This window comes from Nostoc sp. DSM 114160 (assembly GCF_053470305.1).
In genome coordinates, this window is the sequence record NZ_JBPFGO010000003.1 from 1154671 (window position 1) to 1166735 (window position 12065).

Annotated in this window: 10 protein-coding genes and 1 pseudogene; 7 read left to right on the forward strand and 4 right to left on the reverse strand. The window is 41.9% G+C overall.

From position 1 onward, the window contains the following. The first annotated feature begins 906 nt into the window (after positions 1 to 906). Positions 907 to 3202: pseudogene (locus tag NSTCB13_RS30370) on the forward strand (IMS domain-containing protein). Positions 3203 to 3242: 40 nt separating this feature from the next. Here NSTCB13_RS30370 and NSTCB13_RS30375 read toward each other — a convergent pair. The 4 genes from NSTCB13_RS30375 to NSTCB13_RS30390 all read right to left on the reverse strand — a co-directional run bounded on the left by NSTCB13_RS30375 (position 3243) and on the right by NSTCB13_RS30390 (position 7046). Then, positions 3243 to 3854, reverse strand: a complete 612-nt coding sequence (locus NSTCB13_RS30375) for a hypothetical protein (protein ID WP_445626753.1) — start codon at positions 3852 to 3854, stop codon at positions 3243 to 3245. 101 nt (positions 3855 to 3955) lie between these two features. Continuing rightward, positions 3956 to 4594, reverse strand: coding sequence for a dihydroxyacetone kinase subunit DhaL (gene dhaL, locus NSTCB13_RS30380; protein ID WP_445626752.1), 639 nt, complete (start codon positions 4592 to 4594; stop codon positions 3956 to 3958). A 48-nt stretch (positions 4595 to 4642) separates the two neighbouring features. Further along, positions 4643 to 5719: a dihydroxyacetone kinase subunit DhaK gene (gene dhaK, locus NSTCB13_RS30385; RefSeq protein WP_445626751.1), complete on the reverse strand. Its 1077-nt coding sequence runs from the start codon at positions 5717 to 5719 to the stop codon at positions 4643 to 4645. 451 nt (positions 5720 to 6170) lie between these two features. Then, positions 6171 to 7046 (reverse strand): MBL fold metallo-hydrolase, encoded by an 876-nt coding sequence (locus tag NSTCB13_RS30390; RefSeq protein ID WP_445626750.1) that lies wholly within the window; start codon positions 7044 to 7046, stop codon positions 6171 to 6173. Between the two features lie 190 nt (positions 7047 to 7236). Between NSTCB13_RS30390 and NSTCB13_RS30395 the strand changes: the two genes are divergently transcribed. The 6 genes from NSTCB13_RS30395 to NSTCB13_RS30420 all read left to right on the forward strand — a co-directional run bounded on the left by NSTCB13_RS30395 (position 7237) and on the right by NSTCB13_RS30420 (position 12055). Further along, positions 7237 to 8664: a protein kinase domain-containing protein gene (locus tag NSTCB13_RS30395; protein WP_448274779.1), complete on the forward strand. Its 1428-nt coding sequence runs from the start codon at positions 7237 to 7239 to the stop codon at positions 8662 to 8664. Between the two features lie 32 nt (positions 8665 to 8696). Next, positions 8697 to 8900 (forward strand): type II toxin-antitoxin system HicB family antitoxin, encoded by a 204-nt coding sequence (locus NSTCB13_RS30400; protein WP_448274780.1) that lies wholly within the window; start codon positions 8697 to 8699, stop codon positions 8898 to 8900. Between the two features lie 34 nt (positions 8901 to 8934). After that, positions 8935 to 9144 (forward strand): type II toxin-antitoxin system HicB family antitoxin, encoded by a 210-nt coding sequence (locus tag NSTCB13_RS30405; protein ID WP_322719525.1) that lies wholly within the window; start codon positions 8935 to 8937, stop codon positions 9142 to 9144. Next, positions 9141 to 9383, forward strand: a complete 243-nt coding sequence (locus NSTCB13_RS30410; protein ID WP_448274781.1) for a type II toxin-antitoxin system HicA family toxin — start codon at positions 9141 to 9143, stop codon at positions 9381 to 9383. The genes NSTCB13_RS30405 and NSTCB13_RS30410 overlap by 4 nt, the downstream gene beginning before the upstream one ends. A gap of 490 nt (positions 9384 to 9873) precedes the next feature. Next, the gene (locus tag NSTCB13_RS30415) at positions 9874 to 11766 is read left to right on the forward strand and encodes a glycoside hydrolase family 15 protein (RefSeq protein WP_448274782.1); all 1893 of its coding nucleotides are present in this window, start codon (positions 9874 to 9876) and stop codon (positions 11764 to 11766) included. Positions 11767 to 11851: 85 nt separating this feature from the next. Then, entirely contained in the window at positions 11852 to 12055 is a 204-nt protein-coding gene (locus tag NSTCB13_RS30420; protein ID WP_448274783.1) for a type II toxin-antitoxin system HicB family antitoxin, read from the forward strand. The last annotated feature ends 10 nt before the right edge of the window (positions 12056 to 12065 follow it).

The window sequence follows — 12065 nt, forward strand, 5'->3', positions numbered from 1 at the left end:
ACGGTCTTAAATAAGTTGGTCTGATAACACCTCAGCTTTTAACAGGCTAGCGTTTGTAAGACTCAACAATCAAACTTTATTTATGCACCAAAAAAGGGTCTTAGGGAATAGCTGAATTTTTAATTTTTGATTTTTAACTTTTCAGCTGATGCCCCGTGAGGATTTGACTCTAAGGGCAATATCTAGCGCTTTCGGTTTTCTCCCTCACCAAAACAGTGCTGAGTAGCGTTAGCGGATAGCTAAGGTTTAGCCCGTGCTGAGTAAAAAGTAAAATTAGACCGATTAGGCATCAAATCAGTTACGAGTAGTGAGTACTTAGCAAAAGATTCACAAGTACTACGTCTTACTCATTACTTCTTACTCAAAACTCAGCACTCCTGAATATTCCCCTTCACAGACTAGCAATCAAGATAGACTGCTTTCTGCATATCCATTAACAATTTAAAAAAAAGCAGGCAAAAATCTATAATACCGAAATAGGTAATTGTAATGAAGGGTAAATTATGATATGATTTTTGTCTCCTGTTATCAGGGTAAAACCCTCAATAGTGGTATTTTTGTTACTGCCTAGTAGGAAAGTACCAAAAAAATCAATCATCATATAGATTCTTCCAGCCACAACAATTATGCCGCGATTAAAAACGGTAGTTGTGGTTTGTGGTATCGAAGGCTGATAATAGTTGTGTTAAACAAAAATACTAAGAATTAAAACAAACAATTGAGGCTTTCTAGGCGAAAGCAAAAAATTAGTACTAAAATGTGACTCAAAATTTCGGGAAGGTACAAAACAAGTTGTTGCAATATACACTTGTAGAGTAAATTCTATACGGCATTTTTATGGCACGGTTTTACGGCCTGGAACGCTCTAGGTAAATTATGTTGATCGCGGTGCAGGGGAAGTAGGCTGTGCGAATTCCGCTAGATTACTACCGAATTTTAGGACTACCGTTGGCGGCAAGTGATGAACAATTGCGGCAGGCATATAGCGATCGCATTGTACAATTGCCGCGACGCGAGTATTCTCAGGCAGCAATTTCTTCTCGTAAACAACTCATAGAAGAAGCTTACGTGGTTTTATCAGATCCAAAACAACGCAGTACCTACGATCATCTCTATCTTGCTCACGCCTACGATCCTGATAACCTTGCTGCTGCCACGGTAGCACTGGAAAATCCTCCAGAAAGCACCAAAAGGGGTAGTGACACTCAGAGTTTGGGTATCGAAATTACTCAAGACGAATTAGTAGGTGCTTTATTAATTTTGCAAGAGTTAGGGGAATACGAACTTGTATTAAAACTAGGTCGTCCGTATCTGGTAAATAAAAATAATGCTACAAGTGCAAGAAAGGGTAATAATTTAGCAGAGGAAGAAATACACGAAAGTGCTGAATACCCAGATGTTGTTTTGACTGTTGCCCTTGCTTGTCTAGAATTAGGTCGCGAACAGTGGCAACAAGGTCACTATGAAAATGCCGCCATATCCCTAGAAACTGGTCAAGAACTGTTAGTACGCGAAGGGTTGTTCGCCAGTGTCCCAGGCGGAAATTCAGGCGGATCTTTACAAATTGCGGCCATATCGAATTTTAGAATTGCTGGCACTACCTCAAGAAAAGACCGCCGAACGAAGCCAAGGTTTGGAATTATTGCAAAATCTCTTAGAAGATCGTGGCGGGATTGATGGCACAAACAATGATGATTCTGGTTTAAACATAGATGACTTCCTGCGTTTTATCCAGCAGCTACGTAACCACTTAACAGTCGCCGAACAGCACAAGTTATTTGAAGCCCAAAGCAAACGTCCTTCTGCTGTTGCCACTTACTTAGCTGTTTATGCCTTGATAGCGCGGGGATTTGCTCAACGGCAACCTGCTTTAATTCGTCAAGCAAGGCAAATGCTTATGCGTCTGGCCAAACGCCAAGACGTACATTTAGAACAGTCGTTATGTGCTTTACTTTTGGGACAAACTGAAGAAGCAACTCGGGTTTTAGAACTTAGTCAGGAGTACGAAGCTTTAGCTTTTATTAGAGAAAAATCTCAAGACTCTCCAGATTTGTTACCAGGGCTGTGTCTATATGCAGAACAATGGTTACAACACGAAGTATTTCCCCATTTTCGAGATTTAGCAAACCAGCAAGCTTTTCTAAAAGATTACTTTGCTAACCAACAGGTACAAGCTTATTTAGAAGCGCTGCCAACGGATGCAGAAACAACTAATGAGTGGGCTGTAATTAACCCCCAAAATTTTCCTCAGCCGCAGACAAATAATTCGCCTTTTCCTAAGAATTCAACTAAAACTCCAACGCAATTTAACCACAGCAGAACACCTGACTTAAATTTGCCAGACACATCAGAATATTCAAACTTCTCACCACCTACGTGGAATTTATCTGGAAGTGTAAAATCAGAGGTTCCTGCTGCTGAACGAACGAGCAGAGGCACAAAGGAGTATTTGAACGGTTCAGCTAAAAATGCTACACCTGCTCATAACCAAAAGCGTCGGCAAAGAAGAAAATCTACTCCATCTGCTATCCGGGAGCGTGTACCGGACAATCGCCCCCATTCTCGTCGTCCTCGGCGGCGGCGAACTTTTGCTAACACCATTGAAGGAAAAACACGGCTGGTATGGAGAGTGTTTATTTCTTTAGTGAGTATTTTAGTTTTTTGGGTGTTAGCCACAACAACTTTTGGATGGTTAAAAAATCTGTTTTTTCCGACACGACCTGCACCTGTTTCACAGTTGTTTGTACAAATAAATCAACCACCAATATCTATTCCTCCTCCAAATAGTCCACCACAAGGACTAGATGGCCCTTTAACAGATACTGCGGCAGAGGAAATCATTCGTACTTGGCTATCTACTAAAGCCGAAGCTTTAGGGCCGAATCATGAGATTAATAATTTAGAGCAGATTTTAACTGGTTCAGCTTTGTCTCAATGGCGGCTGATTGCTCAACAGGCTAGGTCAGACAACCGCTACCGCAAGTACGACCATAGCGTAAAGGTGGAATCTGTAGAGAAAATTGATTTATTCGCAGATCGTGCCGCAGTGGTAGCTACGGTGAAGGAAGCGACGCAGTTATATGAAAATGGTCAGTATAAAAATTCTTCTGACGATAAATTGCGAGTTCGGTATGATTTGATTCGACAACGAGGTAAATGGCGTATTCAGAGTACATCTGTTGTGAATCAGATAATTAGATAAGTTTGAATTTTTAGGCGATGATCTGCGACGAAGCTTTACTTCAAAGCTGGGCTAAATGTAACTCCACAAACGGAGTTAATGCTTCACCCGTCCAAATTCCTTCTATTAAGTTCATATCTCTACTCACAGAACTGTACGTTGTTTCCTTTTCATTTTGATTGTTATAGATAAATCGGAACTGATAATTACCTGGCTTGAGAGGTTTAAAAAACCATGTACCACCATTTCCAGTAGGAATGTTAATTCCAAGTCGATTACCCCAAATCCCAAATATTTCGATATCAGGAAAGAATGTCAAACTCTCTCCTGGTATGGCCAAAAGGTAATCAGATTCTAAAGATGATAAAGGGCTAATCCAACCACCCTCGAATGGAATTCGACCGTATGCATTCACTAGTTCTGGAAATAAGGTGAAATAAAAGCTAAATATAAGAGGAGTTAAGGTGTTATTAGTAATCCGTATACCAAGCTGTACAGAATATTTAGGGGAAAAATATCCTGGCGTTATTGGTAATAAAAATTCCAAAATACTCAGAAGTTTCTGTACTAGATTTTTTTTTGGTAAGCACAACATTCGCTCCGGTACTAAAGTTTCAAACCGGACGCCATCTATTTCAACCGCATTAATTTCATTTGATTCACTTGATGTCATATTGGCTGACCTCTCAAGGACATCTTCATGCGCCGTCAATACTCTAGGCACATAGCTTAATGTCATTATCCTGAAAAAAAATAATAATTTCAGAAAATTTTTTATTCACCAGAACTTTCCAACACCGCTAACAAACTTTTCAACAGCAAATAAGCAGAAGTTCCTCCTGGATCTGGATGTCCGATACTCCGTTCCCCCAGGTAGCTAGCCCGTCCCTTTTTCGCCTGCATTGGTATAGTTTCCTGCAACCCTTTGTGGGCTGCTGCTACAGCTTGTTGCATAGCTTCCAGCGTTCCCTTACTTTCTTTTACAGCTTGCCCAAAAGCGGCTACAGCTGGAGACAGCACATCCACCATCGTTTTGTCTCCTAGTTGCGCTTTACCACGTTGCAGCACGCCGTCTAAGCCTGCTTGGAGTATTCCTAAAACATCTTGTTCTGTTAATTCTTGCTTACCAACTACTGCTGTACTGGCTCGTAAAAACCAAGTGCCATAAAGAGGGCCACTAGCACCGCCAATGGAAGAAATTAAGGTCATACTTACAGCTTTGAGAATGCTGCTGATGTCCTTGTCTTTTTGAGTTGGTAACTGAGCGCTTACTTTTTTGAAGCCGCGATCCATATTGATCCCGTGGTCAGCATCTCCGATCGCAGCATCTAATTCTGTCAAATATGCTTTATTCTGCTCTATCACGGTTGCATAAGCCTGCAACCATTGTAGTATCTGCGACTGACTTAACATAATTCGTAATACTCGCCAAAGGCGAGAAGCAAGCTACGTAATTCGTAATTATGAAATTCCCCAGCGCCAACTTGGTGTTTTGACTGGTGCATCCCATAGGCGGATCGTCTCGTCATCTAATTTCAGCAGGGTAATGGAGCAACCTTGCATTTCTAGAGATGTGATGTAAGGGCCTATCAAGTTTCGTACAATTTGCAATCCTTGCTGTTCGCAGATTTGGGCGAGTTTGCGGTAAACAATATACAGTTCAGAAATCGGGGTTCCACCCATACTATTGACGAAAGCTAAGAGGCGATCGCCTTCGGCAAATGGTAGAGTTGTTAGTTCTACATCTACCCATTCTCCTTTGTCTTCATCCCATTCGCGGAGCGTGCGGGTGTATGCTGCATCTTCAATGAGCGATCGCGTTAAAATTTCGGTAATCTCATCTACTGATTTGAGCGCTGTACGTTCTGTTCCTGGCTCACCGTGAATACCGATACCTAATTCAATTTCGCGATCGCTCAATTCAAATGTCGGCGTTCCATTAGCGGGCACTGTACAAGATGTTAGAGCAATTCCCATACTCCGCCCATTCAAATTTACTCGGCGACACAAATTTGCTATTTGTGGCAAATCATACCCTGCCTCAGCCGCCGCACCACAAATTTTTTCTGCCAGTATTGTTGTTCCTACACCTCGCCGTCCTTGGGTATAGAGACTATCTTTGACTGCTACATCGTCATCAATCAAAATATTTAGCGATCGAATGCCCTCACTACGGGCTAACTCTGTTGCTATCTCAAAGTTCATCACATCGCCACTGTAATTTTTGACGATATAAAGGATACCTGAGCCTCCATCTACAAGCTTTGCTGCTTCTAGCATTTGGTCGGGAGTCGGTGAAGTGAAAACCTCACCAGGACAAGCTGCATCAAGCATTCCTTTGCCCACGAAGCCAGCGTGCATTGGTTCATGTCCACTGCCACCACCTGAAATAATTGCTACTTTACCCGGAATAGGTGCATTGGCTCGATAGACAAAAGTCGGATCGTAGTTCAGTTTAATTAAATCGGAATGAGCCGCCGCCATACCTTCTAGACTTTCTTGCACAAAGTCTTCTGGCTTGTTGATCAGCTTTTTCATAATCCGTGTTTGGTTAAAAGGGTGCTAAAACCCAGGTTATAGCGATCGCTGGTTTGTATGCAATAGAGGCTGACCTCTCTCTAAATCTCTCTCCTAAAAGGAGCAATGGTATACACACTCGAAAAAACTTCATCCACCAAAGATTTGCAGTGCGTTACGCTGGCTGACAAAGCTAAAACGCATTTGCTATTTCGGCGAACTCATTTGTTATTTCGGCGTGTCCATAACGCACCCTAGTGGGGTGGCAAGGCTAAATTTGTGCATTAGCAAACTCTTATGGGATAAGCTCTCTAGCCCGTCCTAATTGGCGGGCATCTTGCCCGCCCCACAAGAAAATTTATTGCACGTAGCCTAAAAGGAGAGACTTTGAATTTTCCCCCTTCCCGCCACGAGTTGGGGGTTAGGGGGTTAGGTTTTTCCCTATCGCGTGAGAAAAGTGAGTTATCTAATGTTAATTCACAGATTCCATCCACTCGATACACTTGTGCATCTGCTGGCGTATGGTTTCTTTATCAGCATGAAACCTTCGTCCATGACCTGGTAGCACCCACTCAAAAGAGTAATTAGCCAAGTTACGCATCGATTTAGTCTGTTCTGACCAAGAATACCAGCAGGCATTGCGGAATGCAGCCAATTGGTGGAAGCTTTCTGACCAAGCGAGATGATCCCCAGTGAAGAGGAACTGATTTTTATAAAGTAAAACTGTGTGTCCTTTGGTGTGACCGGGAACTGGGATAATTAATAAATCTGGTGTCAAAGTAAATGGTTCAGAACCAGTTAGCTGTATTTCTACATTGCGAGTATCCGCAGTAATATCATCAGCATGAAGGATGCGATCGCACTGAAAATGCTCGGCAAACTTTTGATGATCTGCCACATCATCCTTATGAGTGAGATACATATAACGAATTGGCCCCAGTTCTTCTAAACGTTTGACTAAAGGCGGCGTAAACCGGGGAGAATCCACCAAAATGTTACCTTCTGGAAGTTGAATTAAATAGCTAGCAGCACCATAAGATTTTTCCGAATGATAGCCGCAGTGGTAAACATTTTCCGCTACTAATAGAGGAAACTTTTCTTGAGCAACTTTGATATCTTTTGGTTTCTCAACGGTACCAATAGAACTAGTAGGACAAGCTAAAAGTGCTTCTAGCGCGGCTAATCTTTCCGCTTCATTGGTTGGTTGATGATAAACAGCCGATTGATCGTCTACATCATAAAATACTTCAGGAGCCATCCAGCGACAGGTATCACAATCAATACAGGTAGTATCTACATAAAAATCGCCGTTGACATTTTGAGAGCGACGCTGATTTAAATGAGCCATATTAATCCTTTCGCTTCCAGCCACTTACTGGGGAGCGATAAACTCTATATCACTACGCTAGCAAAAGTAACTTGAGACTGTAGATGCCGCTAGAAATAAATCTGCTCAAAAATATAAAGACTTGTGAAACCCAGTAAGCATAAATTGGGAAAACTGAACATAGACACTATCTGCTGATATATTCCTAAATATGCTTTACTGTTCTAATTCCAATTGCTCAAATCCTTTTAATCCTGATAACAATAAGTTTTGCATTAAGTGTGGAAAAACACTCACATTATTATTTAGAAACCGTTTTCGGGTAATACGGCTTTTGGGTGAGGGTGGATTTAGCAGAACTTATGAAGCCAGGGATGCAGATAAGATAGATGAACCTTGCGTAATTAAGCAATTTCTCCCTCAATTTGAAGGAACGGCTGCACTTGAGAAAGCCACAGAGTTATTTAAGCAAGAAGCGAAGCGTCTGTATGACTTAGGAGAACACCCACAAATTCCCCGTCTGATTGCTTATTTTGAACAGGATAAGCGGCTTTATTTGGTACAAGAATTGATTCAAGGGCAGAATTTATTACAAGAATTGCAGCAGCAGGGAGCTTTTAGCGAAGAAAAGATCAAACAGATTTTAACTGATTTATTGCCTATCCTGAAGTTTATCCATGAACGCGGTGTAATTCATCGAGATATCAAGCCAGAAAATATCATGCGCCGTTTAGATGGCAAGTTAATATTAATTGATTTTGGTGTTTCTAAACAAATTACAAAAACTTTTGTAGGTGTTGGTACAACAGTGGGAACACCTGGATATACACCATTAGAGCAAATGCGCGGTCAAGTTTTCCCTGCAAGTGACCTTTATAGTTTGGGTGTAACTTGTATTCGCTTATTAACCCAATGTTTACCAAAAGCAAATGGTTCTGATGAACTTTATGATGCGCTCAGGGGTTGCTGGATTTGGAGAAAATATTTACTACAAAGTATTAATCCTGACTTTGGGCAAGTTTTAGATAAGTTAATTCAGGATTTTGTGAAGGAACGCTATCAATCTGCTGATGAGGTGATAAAAAATTTCAATCCTATAATTTATCCATCTTATACATCCAGATATGGAAAATATATAAAAACTAATACATCTACCCAACAAAATTATCGTATGCTCGCGCAGGTAGATTACAAAAAACTGGAGGAATTATTAATACAACAAAGATGGAGAGATGCTGATGAAGAAACTATGGCTATGTTTCTCAAAGTATATGGTCGAGAAATAGATAAGTGGTTTGAAGGATATATTAGCAGATTCCACCATCAGCTAATACACACAACAAACAACCTGTGGGTCGATTACAGCTATGGAAAATTTGGATTCACTGTGCAGAAGTTAATTTGGGATAGCATTGGGGGAAAATCTTCTAATAACTATCAAATCTGGTGTGATTTTGGTAATAGGGTAGGATGGTGTATGAACAGTTCTTGGAAAAACTATAGTGACCTGGACTTCACTTTATCAGCACCTAAAGGACATCTACCAAGTGGAATTTTTATGTTGTATCAGGGGTTTAGTAATTGGACTTCTAGATTTTCTTGTCTAGTTTCGCGACTCGAAAAATGTAATATTAAGTAAAATTTAGTAGTTTATATCCCAGAGGATTAGCTATGAAATGGCGCGTGATTCAAGAATCAGACCTAGAAACAGGTGATTGGGCTGTATGGTGTCCAGAGTTACCTGGCTGTACTTCAGCAGGAGAAACTGAGGAAGAAGCTTTGGAAAATATTCAAGAAGCAATTCAATTGTATTTACAGCCAGAATCAATTGAGTTAGCCCCTGGTGCGATCGCACGAGAGATTATTGTCTCATGAGTGATCGTAAAATTTAGTAGTTAAGGGAAGAGTTATGACTGAAATTGTATTTATCGTTGAAGATGATCCAGATGGTGGTTATACAGCTAGAGCTTTAACCGAGTCAATTTTTACTCAGGCTGACGATATAGAAACACTACGCGAAATGATACGTGATGCGGTTCACTGTCATTTTCCTAATGAACAAAACCGTCCAAAAATTATTCGGTTACACATAGTTCGTGATGAGGTAATAGCTTCTTGAAGCTCCCACGAGACTTATCTGGTTCAGAATTAGTTAATGCTCTTGCCCGTTTAGGATACGAAGTCAGTCATCAAAAGGGTAGCCACATTCGGTTAACTACTCAACAGAATGGTGAGCATAATATCACAGTTCCCGCCCATGACCCGATTAAAATTGGTACTCTTAACGCCATACTGAGAGATGTTGCCGCTCATGCTGGTTTCACTCGTGACGAATTACTTGCGTTGCTTTTTCCATAGCTATTAAAAATAGATAAATAGGTAAGTGTAATTAATGTTTAATAAATTCACTTGCGATCGAAACTTTACTCGCGTAGGCGTAACCCATCGTAGACATCGCAAATTCGCCGCTAGCAAAAGTGGCTTGAGATTGTAGACACCCTAAAAATAAATCTAGTCAAAAATAGAGAGTGGTGAAACTGCAATACCCCAAATTCCCCGCCTGATTGCTTAGGTAATAAAAACCCATTACATACCTATATCAATACTATGAAGGCTAGCTTAAAGACAATAAATTTAGAAATTTTAAAGTGTTTGCCGTCCTAATTAGATAAACCCAAGATATATGTTTTCCTATTCCTCTAGATAGATTAACTGGAAAAATTTACTTCTGCCAAATAACTTTCAAGATTGTAATTTAACGATTAACATTTAAAGGAATAAAGTTTGTCAAAAATTTGTAACTCCAAATAATATTTTTGTTAAAGGTTATCAGCAACTAAAGACGGTAATGAGTATTACATCCGATCCCAATAGCAACCCAACAGTTCCTACCCGATCCTTTCTCCCCATAGAAGATTATGGGGTGATTGGCAACTGCCATACCGCAGCTCTTGTTAGTAGTTGTGGTTCGATTGACTGGCTTTGCCTACCTCGGTTCGATTCTCCATCTTTGTTTGCTCAGATTTTGGATCTCGAACGTGGTGGGAGCTGGAGTATTCAGCCAGCCACTGCTTGGGAAAGCGATCATCAGTACTTGAACGAAACTAATGTACTAGAAACTATTTTTACGTGTGAGTCAGGACGAATTTCGCTGCTGGATTTTATGGATATCACTAATAATGAGCAGCAGCAACGCCTTCCTGCGCCTGGTAGACTGATCCGAATTGTCGAGGTTAGCGAAGGAACAGTTGAAATTATTAGCACTTGCTCTCCTCGCCCTGATTATGGGTATACAATTCCCGATTTACTCAAATTTGGTAACGAAGTCAGATTTGGTTCATTCACAGTTACTGGCCCCGTTGAATGGCATCTAGACACAACAAGCAATACATTTATGTGCCAGATTATCCTCCACGCCGGAGAGCAAGCCGTATTCACGCTTTTGACTGAGGAGGATGCACAACTGCCAAACCTAGCCCCTAACGATGCCCTGGCATCAACGATCGCTTTCTGGCGGCGTTGGGCGAATAAGTGTACTTATCAAGGAGCGTACCGAGATGCAGTTGTCCGCAGCGCGCTCACCTTACAGTTGATGACTTACGCTCCTTCAGGAGCAATTGTGGCTGCACCTACAACCTCGTTGCCTGAAGAAATTGGTGGAGAGCGGAACTGGGATTATCGCTTCACCTGGATTCGCGACTCATCATTTACTCTTTATGCATTGCTATTAGCAGGTTACATTGATGATGAGTATCAATACTTCAATTGGCTGGCGCAGACTCTGAAGATAGAAGGAACTGGCATCAAAATCCTTTACCCGATCGCATCAAGTGGACAGGTGGTTGAGCAAACCTTAGATCGCTTGCGGGGATACCGGGAATCGCAGCCAGTTCGGATTGGCAATGGTGCATCTGGGCAAGTTCAGCTTGATGTCTATGGTGAGGTGCTTAGTGCCTTACATTTCGCTTGGAAGATTGGAAAGTACGATCCAACTGCAATTTGGGAACACATTTGCCCACTAGTAGATTGGGCTGCTGAACACTGGCGCGAACCGGATAGCGGTATCTGGGAAGTGCGCGGGGGGTTGCGGCATTTTGTTTACGGTAAAGTTATGCTGTGGGTGGCGTTAGACTGTGGCATCGAAATGGCTGAAGCGCTTGCGCTAGCTGGTGATACTAGCCGTTGGCGACAGGAGCGCGAACTAATCCGCAATCAGGTGTTTGAAAAAGGATGGAGCGAAAAACTTGGTGCGTTCAAGCAATCCTACGAGGACGAAACTCTTGATGCCTCGAATTTGCTCATGTCTAGTGTCGGCTTCATTGATGGAACTGACCCGCGTATGGTGTCAACTATTGATGCTACTATTAAGCATCTAGTTGACAATGGACTGTGTTATCGTTACCGGGATGCACCAGAAGGAGTGAGCGGTAAAGAGGCATCCTTTGTTCTTTGTACCTTCTGGCTGATCGACGCACTGATCTTGGCTCAAAGGACAACAGAGGCTCGTGTTTGGTTTGAGCAAATGTTGGGGGGACGAAGCAGTTCGCTGGGACTGTTTGCAGAAGAAATCGACTTGGAGACAGGGGCGCATCTTGGTAACTTTCCTCAAGCCTTTTCGCACATTGGCGTCATTAACGTTGCCGTTTCCTTAGCACACGCGTGTAATACCGGAACAGTTGAGCCTCAGCATATTGATGCAGCAAATGCTGCCAGAAGAGGTGGCGGTGGTATTCAAACCTGAGTTTGATGTAAGAAGCCTATACTGAACCTGTACTCAGGTCAGTGTAAGAGATGTCACTGTTCAAAGACAAACCAGAGGATTAGCTATGAAATGGCGCGTGATTCAAGAATCAGACCTAGAAACAGGCGATGGGGCTGTATGGTGTCCAGAGTTACCTGGTTGTACTTCAGCAGGAGAAACTGAAGAAGAAGCTTTGGAAAATATTAAAGAAGCAATTCAATTGTATTTACAGCCAGAATCAATTGAGTTAGCCCTTGGTGCGATCGCACGAGAGATTATCGTATCGTGAGCGATCGCGC

Bases quoted from the DNA above. Each gene is read 5' to 3' on its own strand.
- NSTCB13_RS30375 (WP_445626753.1), bottom strand. From the start codon at position 3,854: ATGACATCAAGTGAATCAAATGAAATTAATGCGGTTGAAATAGATGGC.
- dhaL (WP_445626752.1), bottom strand. From the start codon at position 4,594: ATGTTAAGTCAGTCGCAGATACTACAATGGTTGCAGGCTTATGCAACC.
- dhaK (WP_445626751.1), bottom strand. From the start codon at position 5,719: ATGAAAAAGCTGATCAACAAGCCAGAAGACTTTGTGCAAGAAAGTCTA.
- NSTCB13_RS30390 (WP_445626750.1), bottom strand. From the start codon at position 7,046: ATGGCTCATTTAAATCAGCGTCGCTCTCAAAATGTCAACGGCGATTTT.
- NSTCB13_RS30395 (WP_448274779.1), top strand. From the start codon at position 7,237: ATGCTTTACTGTTCTAATTCCAATTGCTCAAATCCTTTTAATCCTGAT.
- NSTCB13_RS30400 (WP_448274780.1), top strand. From the start codon at position 8,697: ATGAAATGGCGCGTGATTCAAGAATCAGACCTAGAAACAGGTGATTGG.
- NSTCB13_RS30405 (WP_322719525.1), top strand. From the start codon at position 8,935: ATGACTGAAATTGTATTTATCGTTGAAGATGATCCAGATGGTGGTTAT.
- NSTCB13_RS30415 (WP_448274782.1), top strand. From the start codon at position 9,874: ATGAGTATTACATCCGATCCCAATAGCAACCCAACAGTTCCTACCCGA.
- NSTCB13_RS30420 (WP_448274783.1), top strand. From the start codon at position 11,852: ATGAAATGGCGCGTGATTCAAGAATCAGACCTAGAAACAGGCGATGGG.